This is a genomic window from Streptomyces sp. NPDC007189, assembly GCF_040703635.1.
In the GTDB taxonomy this organism is placed as follows: domain Bacteria; phylum Actinomycetota; class Actinomycetes; order Streptomycetales; family Streptomycetaceae; genus Streptomyces.
Genome location: NZ_JBEYEY010000005.1, coordinates 333333 through 354115, shown reverse-complemented (window position 1 = coordinate 354115; position 20783 = coordinate 333333). Strand labels below are relative to the sequence as shown.

The following is a 20783-nucleotide window of genomic DNA, read 5'->3' as shown; positions in this document are numbered from 1 at the left end:
TCACGGCCGGGGAACACGCCGCAGAGCCCGGCCCTGCCTGCTGCCCACTCTGCCCCCTGCCCTCCTGCGCACCGTGCCGTCCTGCCCCTGCGCACCCTTGCCCTGCCCCCGGTCGCGGGTCACGGTAGGCGCATGACCTGCTTGGTGTTGCCCCATGAGGTGCACGGCGACGGCGCCCGCAAGGTGTTGGCCGTGCGCGGTTACCGCGAGGCTGGGGACGCGTCCGGCGCGTGCACGGCGGCCGAGGCGGCCGGCGAGAAGGAGCGGCAGTGAGCACCGGCGAGACCCCGCCGGTGCCGGACGTGTTCGATCCGCGCCGGTACGCCGTCGGGGTGCCGTACGACGACTACCGTCTGCTGCGCGATCACCATCCCGTCGCCTGGCAGGCCGAGCCGGAGGTGCTGGGCTGGCCGGCCGGGCCGGGGTTCTGGGCGGTGACCCGGCACGCGGACGTCGTCCGGGTGCTGAAGGACGCGACGACGTACTCCTCCCGCCTCGGGGCGACCCAGATCCGCGACCCGGACCCGGAGGACCTGCCGTTCATCCGGCGCATGATGCTCAACCAGGACCCGCCGCAGCACGGCCGGTTGCGGCGGCTGGTGAGCCGGGCCTTCACGCCGGGCCGGGTCGACCGGTTCGCGGCCGTCGCCCGGGAGCGGGCGCGCACGCTGCTCGGCGGGGCGCTCGAGCGGGCGCGCGCAGGGGACGGCACCGTCGATCTGGTGGCCGCCGTCACCGACGAGTACGCCCTGCTGAACCTCGCCGATCTGCTGGGCGTCCCCGAGAGCGACCGGCGGCTGCTGCTGCACTGGACGCAGCGGGTGATCGGCTACCAGGACCCGGACGAGGCCGGCCCTCCGGTGCTGGACGCCTCGGGCAAGCCGGTCAATCCGCGCTCCCCGGCGATGCTGAAGGACATGTTCGCCTACGCCGGACAGCTCGCCGCGCACAAACGGCGGTTCCCCGACGACGACATCATGACGACGCTCGCCCACGACGCCGAACTCACCGGTGCGGAGCTGGAGATGTTCTTCTTCCTGCTGACCGTCGCCGGCAACGACACCGTGCGCAGCGCTGCCCCCGGCGGGCTGCTGGCGCTCGCGGAGCACCCGGAGGCGTACGGGCCGTTGCGCGCCGGCAACGTGGAACTTGCCTCGGCGGTCGAGGAGTTGCTGCGCTGGCATCCGCCCGTGCTGACGTTCCGCCGGACCGCCGCGCGGGACACCGAGCTGGCGGGGCGGCGGATCCGGGCCGGGGACAAGGTCGTGGTCTTCCACGCCTCGGCCAACCGGGACGAGCGGGTCTTCCCCCATCCCGGCCGGCTCGATCTGGCCCGATCCCCCAACCCGCACGTGTCCTTCGGCGACGGCCCGCACGTCTGCCTGGGCGCCCACTTCGCGCGGCTGCAGCTCCGGCTGCTCTACGAGGAGGTGCTGCGCGTCCTGCCGGAGCCCCGGCTCGCCGCGCCACCCGGGCGTCTGGTGTCGAACTTCATCAACGGCATCAAGTCCCTGCCCGTTCACGTCACTTGACGTCGGCCTGGATCAGCGCGTGGGTGCCGGCGGTGCGCCAGCGCTGGTCCTCGGCCGCCACCAGGGCGGCCTCGGTCGCCGCCGGCAGGCCGGTGATCACGTCCGACTTCAGGGTGCGCAGCGCGGCGACCGGGCCGGGGAAGTACGCGGTCGTCTCCTTGAAGGGCGTGGTCGGCGGCCACAGCCGGTCGCCGACCAGACGCCGGTAGTTGAGGTCGCCCTTGAAGAGGGTCAGCGTGGCCGCGGCGAACTCGGCGCGCAGATCGTCCGGCATCTCCTCGTACCCCAGCGGGGCGCAGGAGAAGGGATGGGCGCGCACGGTGAGGCGGCCGTCGGCCATGGCCGACCACAGCACGCGCGCGTACCCGGCGGCCGCGCCGGGCGCGGCGCGCAGCCGGTGCAGCGCGTCGACCACGTCGGCGGTCGTGGCGTCGGAGACGTAGTACGGGTACGGCTTGACGTGCAGGACCGCCCGGGCGGCCCGGCCCTCGGCGAGAAGGTGGGCGATCAGCAGCAGGTCGGGGACGAGTTCGCGGCCCGCGTTGTCCGCGACGAGGACCAGCGTGGCCGTACCGTCGGGCGGCAGCAGCGACCACAGGGCCTCGCTGTCGTCGGCGACCAGGGCGGGCGCCGGGTCGCGGGCCTCGGCGCCTTCGGCGGAGAGCCGGAAGCCGAGGTCGGCGCGGTTGCCCCAGAGCGAACCGTGCAGCAGGGCGTGCGCCCGCCGCTCCTCGGGCAGGCCGGACAGGGTGTCCAGGGCGGCCAGTTCCTCGGCTGTCTCCGGCGCGTCCAGTTCGGCGCGCTTGAACGGGCGGAAGGGGTCGATGCCCTGCCAGGCGCCGGGTCCGAACCAGCCGACGGCGTCGAGCAGCCGGCGGTAGAAGTAGCTCTCCGACCACAGCCACGGCACGTCGAACCAGGAGCGCCCGGCACAGCCGGCCAGACCCCACTCCTGCCAGCGGTCCCGGTCCGGGGCGTCGGCCGGCAGCGGCTCGACCGTCCCTTCAGTGCAGCTCTTGAGCAGCTCGTCCAGGGCCCGATGCTGCCCGGGGCCGTACGGGAAGGCGTCCCGTACCCGGCCGATGATCGCGGGGTGCCGCTCGGCCAGCACGCTGTGCGGGAAGGAGCCGGGTTCGTTGCCGAGAATCACGGGTGCGAACGGGGTGGAGGGCATGTCCGTCACCGTATCGCGCGGGTCAGGCCGTTCTGATCTCCCGCTCCAGCTGCGTGGCGAGGCTGATGTAGCGGGGGCGGCGGTGCACCGGGACCAGGCCCCGGATCAGCAGGTACCACATCTCGGCGACCCGGCGCGGCAGCCGTCCCACCGGTTCCAGCGAGCGGCCGGCGACGCGGGTGCCGACGAAGAAGGAGACCAGGGAGTGCGCGACGATGCCGACGTCGAGATCGCCGTGCACGTCGGACTCCCTGACGGCGCCGGTGAACTTCCTGGTCGCGAAGTCCAGCCACTCGGCGAACGGGTGCCGCAGGGGCGGCCGTACGGCGACGTCGGCGGTGGCGAGGCGGAGCGCGGCGCGCGGCACCGGGTCCTCCACGGCGAGCCGGGCGACGCCGAACGTGGTGCGGATCAGGGCCTCCAGCGAGGAGCAGCCGCGGCCCTCGACCTCGGCGACCAGTGTCTTGGCGGCCTGGGCGTTGAGTTGGAGGATGGCGCGGGCGAGGTCTTCCTTGGCGGCGAAGTGGAAGTACAGCGCACCCTTGGTGACCTTCGCGTGTGCGACGATGTCGCTCAGGCTCGTGGACTCGTAGCCGTGCCGGTCGAACAGATCGGCGGCGGCTGTGATGATCGTTGCCCGGGTCTGCTCGGCGCGTAACTGCCTCGCCATCCGTGACCCCTCCTCGCGACTCATACGAACGGGACGTGCGGTTTGTTTTTGGTCCCTCGGACACCTTAACCCACCGAGCGCCAACGGCAATCGGGCCCGCGGACCGACGTCGTCGGCGACCTCGGAAAGGGCCGGTGCCCGACCCATGATCGCCACCATACGCAGCCCACGGCCGGCTCCTCAACGGGGCCTCGAAGCGGGCGCGAAACAGCCGAACCGGTCGGTGTTTTGCGCCCCTGGTGCACCGATGCGCTCATACAGACGGGCGGCGCCCCCGGTGAGGGTGTTCACCGGGGGCGCCGCCCGCGCAGTGCGTCCGCTACGACGCCGAACTCAGCTCTTTGGTCGGATGCGGCTGGTCAGTTGACGAAGACCGGGGCTCCGCCGTCCGACACCGGCGCGTACTTGGCGGTGAAGTAGCCGCTCGCGAAGCACAGCGACGAACCGGAGACCTTGGTGAACTGCTGGTTGGTGAAGCTGATGCTGTTGTCGGCGTTGTCGGCCTTCCCGGTCAGCGAGGGCGCCTGGTAGACGCAGGTGACGGAGCCGAGCAGGGTGCGCAGCTTCACCGTGGTCTGGATCGTGGAGCCGCTGGCCGGGCTGACGGTGAGGGTGCCGTCGGAGGCGACCGTCGCCGAGTAGGGCAGGTTGTCGACGGTGATGCCGCTGACGCCGAGCACGCCGGTGACGTTGCTGGTGCAGGAGCTGCTGTCGAAGGTGTGCCCGGTGACGGACTCGGTGGCCGTGCCGGGGGCGCTCGGGTTGCCGGTGACCGTGGCGGTGAACTGGGAGGACGTGCAGCTGACGCCGCTGGTGCCGGTCGCGCTGGAGTAGAGCGTGGCCGAGGTGCCGGACGCCAGCGGGGCGGTGAGGGTGTCTCCGGTCGCGACGGCGGTGCCGCCCGCGCCGCCGGTGGTGAGGACGGCGCCGCCGTCGGCGGAGGCGGGTGCGGCGACCGCGAGGGCGAGTGCGGTGGCGGTGCCGGCGAGGGCGAGAAGGGATCGCGTGCGCATGCGGGTGCCTCTTTCCTGAGTGGGGTTCGGATGAGGTGTTCGTGCCGTCGGCGCAGGGCCGTCGCGCCTTCTCCGTACGCGACGGCCCGCGGTGACGGCGGTCCGGGCGCCGGCCGAAGGCGCCCCGGGGGAAGGGCCTTGGGCCGGGCCGTCGGGCAGCGGCCGGGCACGGCCAGGGGGGAAGGGCCGTGCGGGGCCGCGGTGAGGTGAAACGGTTGCTGCGCTCTGCTGCGAGCGGCCGGCTCGGCGGCCGGGGGACGCGGCCGGTGCCGCTCGGCGGATCCGGCGCCACGGATCCGTGAAGCAGGGCAAGTTGTAGACCTGATCGAGCGTCAACGTCAAGGCGGGCCAAGGGAGTTCGGGACGCGATCGCAGCTCGCGCACATCCGGCACCCTTTTTTCACATCTCCCTTGACCCCCCGAAGTAACCGGCGGTAACTTCCTCGGAAGGCTACTGCCGCGTAACGAGAAAGCCCTTGCTCCGCCGGGGTGCGAGGAGGCGTACGCGGCCGTCGCTGTCCGCGCCAGGACACGTGCCACTGAAGCCCAGCCCGCAGCGATCCACGCCCATGGGAGCAGACATGGCCTCGTCCCCGGACGTCTCGTCCGTCGGCAACACCCCCGAGAACCCGGAGAACGCCTCCCCCTCCGAGACGCCGCCCGCGCCCGCCGCCGGGCAGAGACGGGGCCGGGTCCGGGCCCGCCGGGCCGCGGTGATGGCGGTCCCCGCCACCCTCGTCGCCGCCGGTCTCGCGGTGCTCACCGCGCAGGGCGCGCTGGGCGTGCAGTTCGCGATCTCCGGCATGCCGTTCACGGTCACCGCGACGGACCTCGACGGAACCGGTTTCGAGCAGTTCGGCGGGCTCGACAACATGGCGGACGGCAGCCCGAACGCCGGGGACACCGGTGGTCAGGTGCTGGTGGTGACCTCCGCGATCAAGAAGGCCACGCTCGACCATCTGTGCCAGAGCGTCGACCTCGGCGGCACCAATCTGCTCATCACGGCGGGCGGCGGCGCGGACAAGGTACAGGCGAACGATCTGACCACCGACTCCACCGAGCTGTCCGGCAACGCCGCCTTCGACAACATCGAGATCGGGAACGACGCCAGCACGCTGACCAAGGCGGGCGTGAAGGGCCCGATCGGCGTGTTCAGCCAGCAGGCCGACACCGTGCACATCGCCAACCTGCGGCAGACCAACTACGCGACGACGGCAGGGGTGTTCAAGCTCCCCGGCCTCAAGCTGCGCTTCAGCGACTCGGGGTGCTGATGAGCGCGGCCGACCGTCCGCGTCCGGGGGCGCGGGCCTCCTTCCGCGGCTGGCGGGCCCGCCGGCCGTTCTGGGGCGGGCTGCTGCTCGCCCTGGCCGGCGGCGAGATCCTGCTCACCGAGAAGGCCTCGCTGAAGGTCGTGATGCACATCGGCATGCAGGGAGCGGCCGGCTACCTGCTGCCGACGCTGATGGCGCTGCTGGGCCTGCTCATCCTCTTCAACCCCGCGCAGCGGCTCTTCTACTCCATCACCGGCGTCCTGCTCTCCCTGGGCACCTGGGTCACGTCCAACCTGGGCGGCTTCTTCCTCGGCCTGCTGCTGGGCGTGACCGGCAGCTGCCTCGCCTTCGGCTGGCTCCCCGACCAGGAGCCCCGCGTCAGCCGCCGCAAGCGCCGCACGCAGGCACGGGCGGCGGCGCGCGCCCTGGCGGAGGGCGCGGAGGAGGCGGAGAGCGCGGCGGCCTGACGGCCCGCAGGCCCAGCAGTCCGAAGGGATTCAGTCCGCGTCGGCCTGCGGCTGCGGGAACTTTCCCGTTCTGCCGTCAGTTTCCACGGTGATTGTCGAAGTTGCTGCCGGTGTGCGGGGGGACTGCCTGGCCTGCGCCGTACCGGTGATACCAGTGATACGAGGAGTGCGCATGGCCCTGTGGGACCGCGTCAAGGAGTCCGCGTCGCAGATGCAGACCCAGTTGGTGGCGAGGAAGAACGACCTGAAGAGCGGCGCGTTCCGCGACGCGAGCATGGCGATGTGCGCCCTCGTGGCCGCCGCCGACGGGACCGTCGATCCGTCGGAGCGGCAGCGGGTGGCGCAGCTCATCGCGACGAACGAGGTGTTGCAGAACTTCCCGGCGGACGACCTGCGGCGCCGCTTCGAGGACAACCTGAACAAGCTGACGGCCGACTTCGCCTTCGGCAAGGTGAGCGTGCTCCAGGAGGTCGCCAAGGCGAAGAAGAAGCCCGCCGAGGCGCGTGCCGTGATCCAGATCGGCATCGTGATCGGCGGCGCGGACGGCGACTTCGACAAGACGGAGCAGGCCGTGGTGCGCGAGGCGTGCTACACGCTGGATCTCCCGCCGCACGAGTTCGACCTCTGAGCCGTGGCCGGCTGCCGGGGCGGCCGGTCTCGCCGCCATGAGCGGTGCCGTACGGATCACAACTCCGCCAGCCGGGGCAGGAGTTCCGCCGCGGCGGCGATGTCTCCGGTGAGCGGGCGGTCCTCGGTGTCCGTGGGGAGGCGGGCCGCCGCGAGGGTGTGGACGGGGAGCGGGGGTGGCACCGGGCGCAGCCGCAACGCCCGTACCGCCTGGACGAGTTCGCAGGCCAGGACCGTCGTGTAGGCGGAGGTGGCGCGTGCCGTCTGCTGGGCCGCCTGGCCCGCGAAGCCCGCGGCCTCCTCCAGACCGTGGGAGAGGACGGCGTGGCCCGCGGAGGCGGGCGCGGCCGCACTCGACCGCAGGTCGGCGAGGGCGGAGTTGGCGGTGTACTCCAGGATCATCGAGCCGGAGCTGCCGACAGGGCCGGTGGCGAGGAAGGCGGGCAGGCCGGTCAGGTCGGCGCGGCTCAGGGCGGCCAGCCGGGCGGCGGAGAGCTGCGCGGTCTTCAGCAGGGCCAGGTTGAGGCCGTCCAGCGCCAGCGCGAGGTGCGCGGCGAAGAAGCCGCCGTGGTGGTAGAGGTGGCCGTCGGGGGTCAGGACCGGGTTCTCCGTGGGGCAGTTGATCTCGGTCTCGACGATCCGGCGCAGCGCGTCCGAGGCCTCCAGGGCGGCCCCGTGCACCTGTGGGAAGGCGCGGAATCCGTAGGGGTCCTGGATACGGCGGCCGGCGGTGACCGGGCGGTCGGGCATGCCGAGCAGCCGCCGTACCTCGGCGGCGGCACGGGCCGGGCCCGGGTACGGCCGCAGGGCGTGCACCGGTGCGGCGTACGCCTCCGGCGAGCCGGAGACGGCGGCGAGGGACAGCGCGGCGACCGCGTGCGTGGCGCGCAGCAGCAGGTCCGCCTCGTGCGCGGCGAGCGCGGACTGGGCGAGCGTGAGGGCGTTGCTGCTCAGCAGGGCCAGGGCGTCCCCCGGGCGCAGGGCGATGGGTTCGGGCAGGTCGTGGTGCGGCTTCGCACCCTGGGGGCGGCTGACGTGTGCCGGTTCCGCGCTTGGCTGTTCCCCTTCGGGGCGCCCTCCAGCCGTCAGCCAGGGGCGTTCCCCCAGCAGGGTCAGGCCGGTCTGGGCCAGTGCCGTCAGGTCGCCGGTGCCGACGGCGCCGTAGGCGTTGATCGCCGGGTGGGCGTGGCGGCGGAGGGCGTCGGCGAGGGCGGTGACGAAGCAGGGGTGGATGCCGGAGCCGGCGGCGAGGAGCTGGTTGGCGCGGACGGCGAGCATCGCGCGGACCGGGCGGGCGGGGAGCAGGGGCCCGGCGCCGCCAGCGTGGCTGCGCAGGAGCCGCAGACCGTGGGCCGTCTCCTCGCCGGGGTCGACGAGGACCGAGCGGTGGGCGCCGACGCCGGTGCCGCGGCCGTACCAGCGGCCGGTCGCGGCGAGCCGGTCGGCCGTCTCCCGGGCGCGGCGGACCCGGTCCAGCGCGGCGGGGTCGACGGCGGGTTCGGCGGTGCCGTCGGCGAGCCCGATCAGATCGGGCAGCGTGAGGCCGGTGCCGTCGAGCACGACGCGGGTGCTCCCCGTCTCCGGGGGCACCCGCGTCGGCACGTCCATGGTCGTACGGCAGGGACGGTCGTCAGGCGAGGCCCGCGGACTTCAGCCAGGCCTGGGCCACGTCCATCGGGTCCTTGTTCTGGGCCTGCACCTGGGTGTCCAGGTCGAGCAGGGTCGTGGTGTCGAGCTTGGCGGAGACCGCGTCGAGCGCGTCGGCGCCCTTCTGGGACAGGGCTCCCTTGTAGACGAGGGGCTGGACGTTCTCGAAGCCGAAGAGGTTCTTCGGGTCCTGCAGAACGACGAACTTCTCCTTGGAGATGGTCGGGTCCGTGGTGAAGAGGTCCGCGACCTGCACGGCGTTCTTCTTCAGCGCGGCCTGGGTGAGCGGGCCGCCCGCGTCGAGCGCCTTGAACGACTTGAAATCGAGGCCGTAGACCGACTTCAGGCCGACCAGGCCCTGCTGCCGGGTCTGGAACTCCGGCGAGGCGCCGATGACCAGGTCCTTCGCGATGTCCTTCAGATCGGCGATGGAGGACTTCCCGGTGAGGTGGTACTTCTTCGCGGTGGCCGCGTTGACCGTGACCGAGTCCTTGTCCTCGGCGGGCGAGGGCTTGAGCAGGGTCAGCTTGGAGTCCAGCTTGGCCTCGATGGCCGCGGTCGTGGCGTCGGCCGTCTTCGGCGCCGCCTTCGGGTCGAGGTAGGCGAGCAGGGCGCCGTTGTACTCGGGCAGCACCTTGATGGCGCCGTTCTTGATCAGCCCGTAGGTGGTCTCGCGGCTGCCGATGTTCGGCTTGTAGGCGACCTTGATTCCCTTGGCCTTGAGGGCCTCGCCGTAGATGTCGGCGAGCAGGGTGGACTCGGGGAAGTTGTTGGACCCGACGACCACGGTGTCGCCGCTTGCCTTGCTGGTGTCCGTCAGCGGGTTGCCGCCGGACTTGTCGTTGGAGGAACAGCCCGCCAGCAGAGCCGTCGTCGCCGCGAGGGCGACCACCGCCGCGCCTCGGTTCCTCCGGGTGGACCTGCTGATGCGGTTGGTGGAAGTCACGCGCCGATCCAATCCAGCCGGTTCTCGGTCAGTCAAGGCCCGTAGATCACCGATTGGCCTCGATCTGCGGGCGGTTGTGGGGAGAGAGCGTGCTCTTCGTAACGCATTCTTGATGAAAGCCGCCCGGTTCACTCCTTGGAGCGACTGTAGTCTCTGGGCCGTTGACATCGGGGCACAGCGGTGTGACGGGGCCCGCTTCGGTGTCGGACACACCCCCGAGAAGGAGGCCCGGTGTCCACGGACGAAGTGGACGCGCCCGCCACGCACGCCCACGGACCGGGCGGCACCACCGGTTTCGCCGACCGCTGGCCCTTCCGGCGCAAGCTCAACCTGCTGGTCGGCATCCCGCTGGCGGTGATCGCCGTCCTGCTGTCGTATCTGTTCGCCGACCTGGTGCGGCAGTCGGGCAGCGCCGCCTCGGCGGCCCGGCTGGTGCGCGACAGCGCGCAGGTGGCGCGGCTGGTGGACCGGGTGGAGGCCGAGCACCAGCAGGCGATCCTGCTGTCCGCGAGGTACGAATCCGGTGACGCCCGGCCCTCCGCGTCCGCCTACCGCGCGGCGCAGCGGGCGGTCGATTCCCAGGTGGCGAGGGTGCGTACGGCCTTCGGCGACCGGCTGCCGGCCGACGAGGCGCAGGCGCTGCGCGAGGTGGAGGGCCTGTCGAGTCTGCGGTCCTCGGTGGAGCAGGCGTATCTGCCGGCCGACAACATCGACCCGGCCTACGCCGGCGCCGCCCAGCGGCTCATCGACGGCCTCCGCCTCGACCGCAACGCCGACCTGGCCGCCACCTTCACCGGCAACCTGCTGGACTCGCTGCTGCGCGCGGACGCCGCCCACGGCGCCTTCGAGACCAATGTGTTCGCCGCGACGACCGGGGACACCAACGCGCTGATCGAGTTCACCAGCGCGGTCGGCGCGTACGACCTCTACACCCACCAGGCCGACCGGTTCACCCGGTTCGCCTCCGCGGCGCAGGCCGAGCGGCTCGGCGGCGTCGAGCACACCCCGGCGCAGGGCGCCATCGCCCAGTCCTACGCGGAGTTGCAGGTCGGCGCCGGCGGGCTGCAGGCGAACGGCCAGGCCGAGATCCGGCGGGCGGTCCAGGACGCGCTGGCCGACTACCCGTACTACCCCCAAGAGGCCGCCGCCCGGCTGAAGATCACCACCGCTCTGATCGGGGAGATCGCCGCACGGGCCGACGACGGCGCCGGCTCCGCCCGCCGGCGGGCCGTCCTGCTGCTGAGCGGCGCGCTGCTCGCGTTCGCGCTGTGGATCGCCTTCGCGGTGCTGGTACGGCGCTCGGTGGTCAGGCCCGTGCAGGCGCTCACCGGGGCCGCGCGGGAGGTCGCCGAGGCGGCCGGGCGCGAGCTGGCCCGGGTGGCCGACGACGACGCCGAGGACGACGGGCCGCCCCGGCTGCGGGACGTGCCGGTCACCGCGCGCGACGAGATCGGCGACCTGGCCGAGGCGTTCAACCGGGTGCAGACCACCGCCGGGGCGCTGCTGGAACGGCAGGTGCTCAGCCGCCGCAACACCGCCGAGATGTTCGGCAACGTGGGCCGCCGGGTCAGCAACCTGACGGCACGTCAGCTTTCCTTGATCGACGCGGTGGAGCGGGGCGAGACCGATCCGGCGCTGCTGGAGCGGCTGTACTCCATCGACCACATCGCCGTACGGCTGCGGCGCAACGCCGACAGCCTGATGCTGCTGGCCGGCATCCGCGAGACCGTGCTGGACGCGGAGCCGACCGCGCTGTCCAACGTGGTCCGGGCCGCGCTCGGGCAGATCGAGGGCTACCAGCGGGTACGGCTGTACGCCGCGTCGGACGCCGTGGTCGCACCGGACATCATCGGCGACCTCACGCTGATGCTGGCCGAACTCCTGGAGAACGCCGTGACGTTCTCGCCCGAGGGCAGCCCGGTGGAGGTGACCGTCCGCGCCGGGGACGAGGGCGTGCACGTGGTGATCACCGACCACGGCCTGGGCATGAGCCCGGAGCGGCTCGCCGAGGAGAACGCGCGGATGGTCCGCCGCGAACGCCTCGACCTGGCGCCGACGAAGGTACTCGGCCTGTTCGTGGTGGGCGCGCTCGCCCGCCGCTGGTCGATCGCCGTCACCCTGACCCGCACGCCGGGCGGCGGCGTGACAGCGGAGGTGACTTTGCCGACGTCCCTGCTGCTGACGATGAGCCCACTGAGCGAGCAGGCAAACCCGGACACGACGACCCTGGACGGCCGGTCCCCGGGGCAGCCGGCGTCGGGGCAGGTGCCCGCCACGCCGATCAGGACGGCGCCGACCGACGCGGCGACGCGGAGGGGACCGGCACCGGCGCGGACGTCGGAGGGCGAGGACCCCCCTGCGCCGGGCACCTCACCGTCCCCGGACGCCGGCCGGCCGACACCCCCGGCCCCGGACGCCCCGCTCCCCCGCCGCATCCCACGGCGTGAGCCGGCCCCTGAAGGGGAGCGAGCCACGGCGGACGTGCCGTCGGATACGCAAGCCTCCGAACGGACTTCCGGCTCCGCCTCCGCCCGTCCCTTGCGTCGCCGCGTGCGTGGCGCGACCCTGCACACCACCGCCGGTGCGGCCCGCGCGGTGCCGGAGGCCGTCCCCATCCGGGACGCGGAGGCCGAGCGCGCCGCGCTGGAGGAGTTCGAGGCGGCCGTGGCCCGCGCCCTCCACGACACCGGCAACAACCCCAGACCGCCGTACACCCCCGCAGCCGCCGACGGCGGTCCGCCCCCGCAGGGGCCACCCGCACCCGACGACGCACCCGAGCCCGGCAACACCCCCGACCAAGCCCCCCTCCCCCAAGGAGTCGAGAGTTGAGCACGTCGACAGGTGACACCCCGACGGGCAGCGGCGGCGGCGCCGCCGCGCCGAGCGATCTGCAGGCGGCCGCGGCCGACTTCACCTGGCTGCTGAACCGCTTCGCGACCGAGACCGCAGGCGTCGTGGACGCGATCGCCGTCTCCTCCGACGGCCTGCCGATCGCCGTGTCCGAGCTGCGCGAGCACGCCGACTCCGAGCGGCTCGCGGCGATCGTCTCGGGCATCACCAGCCTGGCCGCCGGCGCCTCCGGCAACTACGGCCTCGGCGGCCTGAACAAGGTCATCATCGACCTGGAGGGCGGCCATGTGATCGTCTCCGCGATCGGCAGCGGCGCCGTGCTCGGCGTCGTCACCGACAAGGAGGCGAAACTCGGCAACATCGCCTACGAGATGACCCTGTTCGCCAACCGCGCCGGCGCCGCGCTCAGCCCGCAGCTGGTGCTGGAGCTGAAGAACTCCGTCGGCGCCGCGTCGGCCCGCTGAGCCGCCGTACGCCGAGAAAGCGCAGGTTCCCCAGATGGCGGACGGCATCCCCGGCCCCGATCCGGCCGGCCCCGCCCCCGCCGTACGGCCGTACCTGGTCACCGCCGGCCGGGTCGCGGACCCGGGCCGGGGCCGGGCCATGCCCCTGGAGACCCAGGTGGTCGCCACCGCCGCCGGTCTCGACGCGCTCGCCCGGCTCTCCTTCGAGCGGCACGACATCGTCGCCGCCTGCCGGCTGCCGCAGTCGCTCGCGGAAACAGCGGCCCGGCTGCACCTGCACCTGAACGTGGTCCGCGTCCTGGCCGAAGACCTCCGCGAGTCGGGGCACTTGGCGGTGTACGTGCCCGACGCCGAGGCCACCCACGACGCGTCCGTCCTGCGCAGGCTCATCGATGGCCTCCGGGCCATCCCCGACTCCCGAAGGGTACCGAGTGACACCGACTGAACCGCTCCTCCGGGACGCTCCCGCGGCCGGCGCCGTACGGCCGCCGCTCCCGGTGAAGATGGTGATCGCGGGCGGCTTCGGCGTGGGCAAGACCACCGCCGTCGGCGCGATCTCGGAGATCGAGCCGCTCACCACCGAGGCGTCGATCACCGAGGTCGCGGCCGGGGTGGACGACCTCACGCACACCCCGCACAAGACCACGACGACCGTGGCGATGGACTTCGGCTGCGTCACCGTCGACCCGACGCTGAAGCTGTATCTGTTCGGCACGCCCGGGCAGGAGCGGTTCGGGTTCATGTGGGACGACATCGTGGAGGGGGCCGTCGGCGGGCTCGTCATCGTCGACACCCGGCGGCTGGACGACTGCTATGCCGCCGTGGACTACTTCGAGCACAAGGGGATCCCGTTCGCCGTCGCGGTCAACGCCTTCGACGGCAGGGTGGAGCACACCCTGGAGGAGGTCCGCTGGGCGCTGGACGTCTCCGACGGCGTACCGGTCGTGGTGTTCGACGCCCGGGAGCGCGGCTCGGTGCGGGACGCGCTGCTCGTCGTCCTCGAACTGGCGCTGGCCCGCACCGAGGCCTGATCGTCAACTCCTCAGCTGCCGCGCCGTACCCCGGGTGAGACCGTGATCCGGGAGGCGGCCCAGAACACCACGAGGGTGGTGAGGGCGAGTCCGGCGACCAGGGTGGCGCCGCCGACCACCTTCTCGTAGTTCTTCTGGTAGAGCCCGTCGATGATGTACCGGCCGAGTCCGCCGAGGCTGACGTACGCGGCGATGGTGGCCGTGGAGACGATCTGGATGGCCGCGGTGCGCAGGCCGCTCAGGACGAGGGGAAGGGCGACCGGCAGCTCGACCTGGAACAGCACCCGCGCCTCGGACATGCCCATGCCGCGGGCGGCGTCCACGGGCGAGGGGTCGACGGAGCGCATCGCCTCGTAGGTGGTGACCAGGATGGGCGGTACGGCGAGCACGACCAGCGGGATCATCACCGGCAGCAGCCCGAACCCGATCCAGATGAACATCAGGACCAGCAGACCGAAGCTGGGCAGCGCCCGCCCGGCGGTGGCGATCAGGGCGAGCGCGTTGCCGCCGCGGCCGTAGTGGCCGGTGACCAGGCCGATGGGCAGCCCGATCAGGGCGGCGAACAGCAGGGCTTCCAGTGAGTACTTGACGTGCTCGGCGACGCGGGTGGGGATGCCGTCGTAGCCGTGCCAGTGGGCGCTGTCGCTGAAGAAGGCGTGCGCGTAGTTCAGGACGTTCACCGGGTGGCACCCTTCCTCGGCATCCAGGGGGTGATCAGGCGGCGTACGAGGACCAGCAGGGCGTCGGCGAGGACGCCCAGCAGCGCTGTCGTCACCACCGAGTTCACGGCCAGGGCGGGCCGGTGGTAGGTGGTGGCGTCGTTGAGCATATTGCCGAGGGCGCCCTGGTTGCCGATGAGCATGCCCACGCTGACCAGGGAGAAGCTGGAGACGACCGCCACCCGCAGACCGGCGATGATCGCGGGTGCGGCGATGGGCAGCTGGATCTGCAGGTACCGGCGTACGGGGCCGAAGCCCATGGCCTGTGAAGCGGCCAGGGTCTCCGGGGGCACCGAGCGGACGCCGTCCACGATCGCCGGCACCAGCACCACCAGGCTGTAGACCGCGAGCGGGATCATCACCGTGGTCTCGCTCTGCCCGAAGTAGTCGATGAGGACGACGAAGAAGGCCAGCGAGGGGATGGAGTACAGCACGGTGGTGATGCCGAGGACGGGCGGGTAGAACCAGCGGAAGCGCACGCAGAGCTGGGCCACCGGAAGCGCCACGAGCAGCGCGGCCAGCACCGGCACCAGTCCCTCGCGCACATGCAGGCCGATGAGCCCGAGGTAGCTGTGCTGGAGATCGCTCGGGAGGTCGAAGAAGCCGTTCACCGGGCGGCCCTGACGTCGTCGGCACCGTCCGGGCCGGAACGGCGGGCTCCGGCGCCGGTGCTGTCCTCGGGCCGGCCGGGTTCGGCTCCGGTGCCCTGCGCGTCCCGCTCCGGTTCGCCGCCGGTGTCGGCCGCTCGGCTGTGGGCGGTGCGGATGGCCTCGCCGATGACCTGCTGGGAGACGACGCCGACGGCGCGTCCGCCGGCGTCCACGGCGACGGCCCAGCCGGTCGGGGAGAGCACCGCGCCGTCGAGCGCGGTGCGCAGCGAGTCCTTGCCGGGCACGAACGGCCGTCCGGGGTCGAGGAGTTGTCCCGGGTCGATGTCTCCTGCGGTGAGCCTGTCCGGCTCGCTCCAGCCGAGCGGCCTGCCGTCGGTGTCGGTGACGAGGAGGTAGGGGGCCTCGGCGCGGGAGGCGAGCGTGCCGGCATCGGCGTCGAGGGGGACGATCGGCGCCGTCTGCAGTTCGAGCCCGGCGGACGGGAAGAAGGACAGCCGGCGAATGCCGCGGTCGGCGCCGAGGAAGTCCTCCACGAAGGCGTCGGCGGGGGCGCTGAGCAGCTCGGCGGGCGGGGCGAACTGGGCGAGCCGACCGCCGGTGCGCAGCACGGCGACCATCGTGCCGAGTTTGATCGCCTCGTCGATGTCGTGCGTCACGAAGACAATGGTCTTGCCCAACTCGTCCTGGATGCGCAGCAGTTCGTCCTGGAGACCCTTGCGGACCACGGGGTCGACGGCGGAGAACGGCTCGTCCATCAGCAGCACCGGCGGATCGGCGGCGAGCGCCCGGGCCACGCCGACGCGCTGCTGCTGGCCGCCGGAGAGCTGGTACGGGTACCGCTTGGCGAGCGAGGCGTCGAGCCCCACCCGCTCCATGAGGTCGGCGGCGCGGGCGCGTGCCTTCTGCCGGCTCCAGCCGAGCAGCCGGGGCACGGTGGCGATGTTGTCGAGGATGGTGCGGTGCTGGAAGAGACCGGCGTTCTGGATGACGTAACCCATGGAGCGGCGCAGGGTGTTGACCGGCTGCTGCCGGATGTCGGCGCCGTCGAGGAGGATGCTGCCCTCGGTGGGCTCCACCATGCGGTTGATCATCCGCAGGGTCGTCGTCTTGCCGCACCCGGAGGGCCCGACGAGGACGGTGATCGCGCGGTCCGGTATCTCCAGCGACAGCCGGTCGACCGCGACCGTGCCGTCCGGGTACCGCTTCGTGACTGAGTCTATCCGTATCAAAACGCCGAACGCCCTTCGGGTGTGGCAGCTCTCCGCCCGCTTTCGGCCAAGGTCGTTCTGTGCGGGCCGTTGCCGGGAGAGTCTAGACCGCGAGTGTTGCAGCGTTCTGTCGTGGCGATGGAGACGGTCAGACCACCGGCAGGCCCGGTGTGCGCAGCACGCTGCGCGCGGCGTCGACGGCGAACACCTCGCAGCCCGGGCGGGCGGCGGCCCAGGCCGGGCCGCCCGTGCCCAGGGCGAAGGCGGCCGTGGCGGTGGCGTCCGCCTCGGTCAGGGTCGGGGCCACCACGGTCAGGCTGAGCAGCCCGGTCGCGGGGCGTCCGGTGCGGCCGTCGAGGATGTGGTCGCCGCGCTCGTACTGCCCCGAGGTCGCCACCGCCGCGTCGGTGACCGCCAGCACGGCGCAGACCCGGTCGGCCTGTTCCGGGTGCCGGATGCCGATGCGCCACGGCCCGCCGGAGACGACCACGTCACCGCCGGCGTTGAGGCAGAACCGCCGCGCCCCGGCGGCGGACAGCAGCCCGGCCGCCCGCTGCACCGACCATCCCTTGACCACAGCGCAGGGGTCGAAGGGCCGGCCGGGCAGCGTGACGTCGAAGGCGCCGCCGGTCGCGGCCCGGTACTGCTCGCACAGGCCGAGGACCTCCCTCAGGTCCGCGCTCGGCTCGCCGTCCGCCGGCTCGCCGCGCCCGTACCGGGACACCTCGCTGTCGTGCTTGAACGGGCTGAAGCGGGCGTCCACCTGGCGCAGCCAGGCGTAGACCTCGTCGGCGGCCGCGCCGAAGTCGCCCTCGTCGTCGATCCGCAGCGACACCGGAAGGCCCATGACGTGCTCGACACGGCGCACGTCAGGTCCTCCTGGCGTCGATCGCGGCCTGCAGGGACTGCTTGTATCCGGAGCTGGTGATCGTGGCCCCGGACACCGAGTCGATGTGGGCGCTCTGCGCCTTGAGGGTCTCGGCGATCAGCTCGGGCACGGCCCACCGGGTCTGCGGATGGTGCGGCGCCTGGAGCATCCGCACGGAGGCGATCCGGTCGCCCTGGAAGGTCACCTCCACCTGGAAGACGCCCTTGCTGGTGCTCACCGCGGTGCCCTGGACGACCTTCGCCGCGGCCGCGGCGGTGGAGGCCGGTGCCGAGGAGGGCACGGGGGGCGGCGGCACCGCGGGCTGTGCGGCGTCGGCGGTTTCGGCCGACGGGTGGTAGCGCCACAGCGGTATCAGGCCGGCGACGGTCAGGACGAAGACGGGAATGGCTCGCTTCACGGTGGGAACCGCCCTCTCTCAGCCTGCGAGGCTGAAGCGCTCGAAGTGGATCTGCCGTTTGGGAACGCCCAGTTCGGCCAGGCTGCGCAGCACGGCGGTCATCATTCCGGGGGGCCCGCACAGGAACACGTCCCGGTCGGCGATGTCGGGCACGAGCCGGTCCAGTTCGCTCGGCGCGAGCCGGTCGGGCAGGACCGGTCCGGTCACCAGGTGCAGTTCGGCGCCCTTGGTGAGGGCGAGGTCGCGCAGCTCGTCGTAGAGGACGGCGTCGCGGTCGGTGGACACCCGGTAGATGACCACGGCGTGGCCCTGCATGTCCTCCAGCAGTGCCCGGATGGGGGTGACGCCGACGCCGCCGGCGATCAGCACGGACTCCGGGCGGGTGCGGTGCAGGGCGGTGAACGCGCCGTAGGGGCCCTCGGCGAAGACGCGGGTGCCGACCCTGAGGTGCCGCAGGGAGGCGCTGCCGTCGCCGGACGCCTTGGCGGTCAGGCGCAGGGTGCGGCCGTCGGGGGCGGCCGACAGGGAGAAGGGGTTGGCCTGCCACCAGCGGTCCCGGGTGAGGAAGCGCCAGAGGAAGAACTGGCCGGAGCGCGCGGGCAGCCGGTCCAGGTCACGGCCGGTGACGTAGACGGACACGACGTCGTCCGACTCGGGTACGACCGCCGCGACGCGCAGCCGGTGCCGCAGGTTCCGCCACAGCGGCAGCACCACCCGGCCCAGGAGCACCGCGCCGAGGGCGGCGCCCCACAGCGTGTACCAGTACGCCCTCGCCAGCGGCGAGGAGGTGAAGGTGGTACCGGCCGCGACCTGGTGGGTGAAGGCGAGGACCACGGCGACGTAGGTGTAGAGGTGGAGGAAGTGCCAGGTCTCGTAGGCGAGCCGGCGGCGGGCCCAGCGGGCCGAGACGGCGCCGACCACGACGATCAGGCCGAGCGCGACGATGGCGCGCAGCACGCCCTCGACGGTCTCGGCGAGGTTCACCAGCTGGTTCACCGGGTCCATGGAGGACGCCTGCGCGTAGCCGAAGACGATGAACACCGCGTGGGTGAGCAGGGTCCACAGCAGGCCGAAGCCGGTCCAGCGGTGCCAGCGGGTCAGCCGGTCCATGCCGATACGGCGGTCCAGCCAGGGCAGCCGGGCCACCAGCAGCAGCTGGAAGGCCATGAGGAGGGCGCCGTACAGGCCGCAGAGGCGGCCGAGCACGATCAGGGTGTTCGAGGCGAATCCGGCCTGGACGTAGAACCAGGTCGCGACGGCCGCGTTGACGGCCAGCACGGTGTACAGGCCGGTGCGGGCCACCACCCGGGGGCGGATCGTCGTAGGGGGCGCGGGACGGGTCTGGAGGGTCGTCACGACCACAGCTCCTTGATCGGTCCTGGGTGACGAGCTTCGCCCGCAGATACGGTCCTTCTCCTGTCGGACGACTTTCCTCGAGTATCGACAGCCCCGACGGGGGCGGCAGCTCCGGCGGGTCCAGACGGGTGGGGCCCGTCCCCCTAAGGCGAGACGGCGTGCCTGCGGTGAGGCCGGCAGGCCATCGCCGCGACGTCGTCCTCCGCGTGCCGCGCGTCCAGCCGGCTGAGGATGAGGTCCAGGACGTCGTCCAGCCCGTCCCCGCCCGGGAAGCGGACGGCGGCCAGCCGCTGCAGGGACCGGTCGATGTCCTCGCCCCGGCGTTCCACCAGCCCGTCGGTGAACAGCACCAGGGTCTCCCCCTCGGCGAGCGCGTGGGTGGCCGAGTCGTAGCCGCCGAGCCCGGTGCCCAGCGGCGGCCCGACGGGCACCGGCACCGTCGAGGCGACGCCGTCCGCCGTAATGCGCACGGGCGGCAGGTGCCCGGCGCTGGCCAGGGTGACCTGGCGCCGGCCGGGGTCGACCCGGGCGAGCAGACAGGTGGCGGGTCTGAGTTCCGCCTCCCGGGAGGCGATCTCGTCCATCTGCCGCAGCACCCGGTGCGGGGGCAGGTCGGCGGAGGCGATGTAGCGCAGGGAGGAGCGGTAGGCGTTCATGTCGACGGCGGCCTCCAGGCCGTGCCCCATGACGTCGCCGACGACGAGCAGGGTCCGCCCGAAGTGCAGCCGTACGGTCTCGCACCAGTCGCCGCCGACCAGGACGCCTCCGCCGGCCGGCAGATACCGCACGGCGACGTCGAGGTTCGGGTGCGGGCGGCCGGGCTCGGCGAGCAGGGCGCGCTGCAGGTCGCCGGCGGTGCGGTGGACGCTCGCGTAGGTGCGGGCGTGCCGGATGTGGGAGGCGGCGCGTTCGGCGAGGAGGCTGAGCAGCTCGGCCTCCGCGCGCCGCGGCGGCTGCCCGGGACGGGCCCACACCAGGACGCCGTACGCGTCGCCGCCGCTGGTCAGCGGCGCGCACAGGGCGTCGCGGCCGGCGGTGTGCTCGGTCCAGGGCTCGGGCTGGGCGCCGAGCGCCGGTACGGCCGCCTCGCGGGCCACCGCGGCGGCCCAGCGGGTGTCGGGCAGCGCGCCGGTGTCCCCGCTGACCGCCTCGTAGCCGGAGACGGTGTCGCCGCTGCGGCGCATCACGGCGGCCGCCCCGCCCGTCAGGCGTACGGCGATCCGGGTCAGCTCGGCGCAGGTCGTGGCCTCGTCGAGGGTCGTGCCGACGCCGGCCAGCGCCTCCCGCAGGCCGGAATCCCCGTCCCGTGCGGACGCCGCCCCGCTGCCGCCTTCGCCCGCACCGCTACGGCCGCTGCCGGCGGGCGCGGTCCTGCGGCGGGACCGGGTCCAGCGCGCCACTCCCCACACCCTCACAGAATCTCAAACCGGAGCGAGTCGGGCACCAGCCTCCTGCGTACCGGCGGCCTCGATGCCGGCCAGGGCGCAGGAGTCAGTCCTCGGCGGGCGTCAGCCGCATCGAGATGGAGTTGATGCAGTACCGCTGGTCGGTCGGGGTCGGATAGCCCTCGCCCTCGAAGACGTGGCCCAGGTGGGAGCCGCAGCGGGCGCAGCGCACCTCGGTGCGGACCATGCCGTGGGAGCGGTCCTCGACCAGTTCGACGGCGTCGGTGTCCTTCGGGTCGTAGAAGGACGGCCAGCCGCAGTGCGAGGCGAACTTCGTGTCGGAGGTGAACAGTTCGGCGCCGCAGGCGCGGCAGGAGTAGACGCCCTTGGTCTTGGTGTCCGTGTACTCACCGGTGAACGCCGGCTCGGTGGCGGCCTGGCGCAGCACGGCGTACTCGGCCGGCGTCAGCTCCGCCCGCCACTGCTCGTCCGGTTTCTCGACGTCGTACGGCATGAGCGTCAGCCC

22 protein-coding genes are annotated in these 20783 nt (G+C 72.9%); 9 read left to right on the top strand and 13 right to left on the bottom strand.

The window, feature by feature from the left end:
- The first annotated feature begins 132 nt into the window (after positions 1 to 132).
- Both AB0950_RS13535 and AB0950_RS13530 read left to right on the top strand, forming a co-directional pair.
- Entirely contained in the window at positions 133 to 273 is a 141-nt protein-coding gene (locus tag AB0950_RS13535) for a hypothetical protein (RefSeq protein WP_360147674.1), read from the top strand.
- Complete coding sequence (locus AB0950_RS13530; protein ID WP_360570487.1) at positions 270 to 1532, top strand: cytochrome P450; 1263 nt, start codon at positions 270 to 272, stop codon at positions 1530 to 1532. The genes AB0950_RS13535 and AB0950_RS13530 overlap by 4 nt, the downstream gene beginning before the upstream one ends.
- Here the strand turns inward: AB0950_RS13530 and AB0950_RS13525 are convergent.
- From AB0950_RS13525 to AB0950_RS13515, 3 genes are all read right to left on the bottom strand, one after another.
- The gene (locus AB0950_RS13525) at positions 1525 to 2706 is read right to left on the bottom strand and encodes a damage-control phosphatase ARMT1 family protein (protein WP_360570485.1); all 1182 of its coding nucleotides are present in this window, start codon (positions 2704 to 2706) and stop codon (positions 1525 to 1527) included. The two genes, AB0950_RS13530 and AB0950_RS13525, sit on opposite strands and share 8 nt — an antisense overlap.
- A gap of 22 nt (positions 2707 to 2728) precedes the next feature.
- Positions 2729 to 3376 carry a ScbR family autoregulator-binding transcription factor gene (locus AB0950_RS13520; protein WP_360147683.1) on the bottom strand — a complete coding sequence of 216 codons (648 nt, stop codon included), beginning with the start codon at positions 3374 to 3376 and terminating at the stop codon, positions 2729 to 2731.
- A 359-nt stretch (positions 3377 to 3735) separates the two neighbouring features.
- Positions 3736 to 4389, bottom strand: coding sequence for a Tat pathway signal sequence domain protein (locus AB0950_RS13515; RefSeq protein WP_360147685.1), 654 nt, complete (start codon positions 4387 to 4389; stop codon positions 3736 to 3738).
- A gap of 581 nt (positions 4390 to 4970) precedes the next feature.
- On the opposite strand from AB0950_RS13515, the gene AB0950_RS13510 reads away from it, so the two are divergent.
- The 3 genes from AB0950_RS13510 to AB0950_RS13500 all read left to right on the top strand — a co-directional run bounded on the left by AB0950_RS13510 (position 4971) and on the right by AB0950_RS13500 (position 6755).
- Positions 4971 to 5660, top strand: coding sequence for a DUF6230 family protein (locus AB0950_RS13510; protein ID WP_360147688.1), 690 nt, complete (start codon positions 4971 to 4973; stop codon positions 5658 to 5660).
- On the top strand, positions 5660 to 6127 hold the full coding sequence (locus AB0950_RS13505; RefSeq protein ID WP_360147691.1) for a DUF6114 domain-containing protein: 468 nt from the start codon (positions 5660 to 5662) through the stop codon (positions 6125 to 6127). Before AB0950_RS13510 ends, AB0950_RS13505 begins: the two co-directional genes overlap by 1 nt.
- 172 nt (positions 6128 to 6299) lie before the next feature.
- A complete protein-coding gene (locus tag AB0950_RS13500) occupies positions 6300 to 6755 on the top strand; it encodes a TerB family tellurite resistance protein (RefSeq protein ID WP_360147694.1) in 456 nt (151 codons plus the stop codon).
- A gap of 56 nt (positions 6756 to 6811) precedes the next feature.
- Here AB0950_RS13500 and AB0950_RS13495 read toward each other — a convergent pair whose 3' ends face one another.
- Positions 6812 to 8362 (bottom strand): aromatic amino acid ammonia-lyase, encoded by a 1551-nt coding sequence (locus tag AB0950_RS13495; RefSeq protein ID WP_366778542.1) that lies wholly within the window; start codon positions 8360 to 8362, stop codon positions 6812 to 6814.
- 22 nt (positions 8363 to 8384) lie between these two features.
- Positions 8385 to 9347, bottom strand: a complete 963-nt coding sequence (locus tag AB0950_RS13490) for an ABC transporter substrate-binding protein (RefSeq protein WP_360147700.1) — start codon at positions 9345 to 9347, stop codon at positions 8385 to 8387.
- A 231-nt stretch (positions 9348 to 9578) separates the two neighbouring features.
- On the opposite strand from AB0950_RS13490, the gene AB0950_RS13485 reads away from it, so the two are divergent.
- The 4 genes from AB0950_RS13485 to AB0950_RS13470 are packed head-to-tail and all read left to right on the top strand — an operon-like array spanning position 9579 to position 13692.
- Positions 9579 to 12176, top strand: coding sequence for an ATP-binding protein (locus AB0950_RS13485; protein ID WP_366778541.1), 2598 nt, complete (start codon positions 9579 to 9581; stop codon positions 12174 to 12176).
- Positions 12173 to 12661 carry a roadblock/LC7 domain-containing protein gene (locus AB0950_RS13480; protein WP_360570475.1) on the top strand — a complete coding sequence of 163 codons (489 nt, stop codon included), beginning with the start codon at positions 12173 to 12175 and terminating at the stop codon, positions 12659 to 12661. Before AB0950_RS13485 ends, AB0950_RS13480 begins: the two co-directional genes overlap by 4 nt.
- Before the next feature lie 34 nt (positions 12662 to 12695).
- Positions 12696 to 13106 carry a DUF742 domain-containing protein gene (locus tag AB0950_RS13475; RefSeq protein ID WP_360147709.1) on the top strand — a complete coding sequence of 137 codons (411 nt, stop codon included), beginning with the start codon at positions 12696 to 12698 and terminating at the stop codon, positions 13104 to 13106.
- Positions 13093 to 13692 (top strand): ATP/GTP-binding protein, encoded by a 600-nt coding sequence (locus AB0950_RS13470; protein ID WP_360147712.1) that lies wholly within the window; start codon positions 13093 to 13095, stop codon positions 13690 to 13692. Before AB0950_RS13475 ends, AB0950_RS13470 begins: the two co-directional genes overlap by 14 nt.
- A gap of 11 nt (positions 13693 to 13703) precedes the next feature.
- Here the strand turns inward: AB0950_RS13470 and AB0950_RS13465 are convergent, their stop codons facing one another.
- The 8 genes from AB0950_RS13465 to msrB all read right to left on the bottom strand — a co-directional run bounded on the left by AB0950_RS13465 (position 13704) and on the right by msrB (position 20771).
- Positions 13704 to 14372, bottom strand: a complete 669-nt coding sequence (locus AB0950_RS13465; RefSeq protein WP_360147715.1) for an ABC transporter permease — start codon at positions 14370 to 14372, stop codon at positions 13704 to 13706.
- Entirely contained in the window at positions 14369 to 15022 is a 654-nt protein-coding gene (locus AB0950_RS13460) for an ABC transporter permease subunit (RefSeq protein ID WP_360570473.1), read from the bottom strand. The genes AB0950_RS13465 and AB0950_RS13460 overlap by 4 nt, the downstream gene beginning before the upstream one ends.
- Complete coding sequence (locus tag AB0950_RS13455; protein WP_360570471.1) at positions 15019 to 16251, bottom strand: ABC transporter ATP-binding protein; 1233 nt, start codon at positions 16249 to 16251, stop codon at positions 15019 to 15021. The genes AB0950_RS13460 and AB0950_RS13455 overlap by 4 nt, the downstream gene beginning before the upstream one ends.
- 127 nt (positions 16252 to 16378) lie before the next feature.
- Entirely contained in the window at positions 16379 to 17098 is a 720-nt protein-coding gene (locus tag AB0950_RS13450; protein ID WP_360570469.1) for an FAD:protein FMN transferase, read from the bottom strand.
- A 1-nt stretch (position 17099) separates the two neighbouring features.
- Positions 17100 to 17516: an FMN-binding protein gene (locus AB0950_RS13445; RefSeq protein ID WP_360147727.1), complete on the bottom strand. Its 417-nt coding sequence runs from the start codon at positions 17514 to 17516 to the stop codon at positions 17100 to 17102.
- 18 nt (positions 17517 to 17534) lie between these two features.
- Positions 17535 to 18872, bottom strand: a complete 1338-nt coding sequence (locus AB0950_RS13440; RefSeq protein ID WP_360147730.1) for a ferredoxin reductase family protein — start codon at positions 18870 to 18872, stop codon at positions 17535 to 17537.
- A 143-nt stretch (positions 18873 to 19015) separates the two neighbouring features.
- Positions 19016 to 20272 carry a SpoIIE family protein phosphatase gene (locus AB0950_RS13435; RefSeq protein ID WP_360147733.1) on the bottom strand — a complete coding sequence of 419 codons (1257 nt, stop codon included), beginning with the start codon at positions 20270 to 20272 and terminating at the stop codon, positions 19016 to 19018.
- Positions 20273 to 20363: 91 nt separating this feature from the next.
- Complete coding sequence (gene msrB / locus AB0950_RS13430; RefSeq protein ID WP_360147736.1) at positions 20364 to 20771, bottom strand: peptide-methionine (R)-S-oxide reductase MsrB; 408 nt, start codon at positions 20769 to 20771, stop codon at positions 20364 to 20366.
- Positions 20772 to 20783 lie beyond the last annotated feature (12 nt).

Excerpts from the sequence above, each read along its gene's own strand:
- AB0950_RS13520 (WP_360147683.1), bottom strand. The coding sequence starts at position 3,376 with ATGGCGAGGCAGTTACGCGCCGAGCAGACCCGGGCAACGATCATCACA.
- AB0950_RS13535 (WP_360147674.1), top strand. The coding sequence starts at position 133 with ATGACCTGCTTGGTGTTGCCCCATGAGGTGCACGGCGACGGCGCCCGC.
- AB0950_RS13510 (WP_360147688.1), top strand. The coding sequence starts at position 4,971 with ATGGCCTCGTCCCCGGACGTCTCGTCCGTCGGCAACACCCCCGAGAAC.
- AB0950_RS13495 (WP_366778542.1), bottom strand. The coding sequence starts at position 8,362 with ATGGACGTGCCGACGCGGGTGCCCCCGGAGACGGGGAGCACCCGCGTC.
- msrB (WP_360147736.1), bottom strand. The coding sequence starts at position 20,771 with ATGCCGTACGACGTCGAGAAACCGGACGAGCAGTGGCGGGCGGAGCTG.
- AB0950_RS13505 (WP_360147691.1), top strand. The coding sequence starts at position 5,660 with ATGAGCGCGGCCGACCGTCCGCGTCCGGGGGCGCGGGCCTCCTTCCGC.
- AB0950_RS13475 (WP_360147709.1), top strand. The coding sequence starts at position 12,696 with ATGGCGGACGGCATCCCCGGCCCCGATCCGGCCGGCCCCGCCCCCGCC.
- AB0950_RS13500 (WP_360147694.1), top strand. The coding sequence starts at position 6,300 with ATGGCCCTGTGGGACCGCGTCAAGGAGTCCGCGTCGCAGATGCAGACC.
- AB0950_RS13515 (WP_360147685.1), bottom strand. The coding sequence starts at position 4,389 with ATGCGCACGCGATCCCTTCTCGCCCTCGCCGGCACCGCCACCGCACTC.
- AB0950_RS13525 (WP_360570485.1), bottom strand. The coding sequence starts at position 2,706 with ATGCCCTCCACCCCGTTCGCACCCGTGATTCTCGGCAACGAACCCGGC.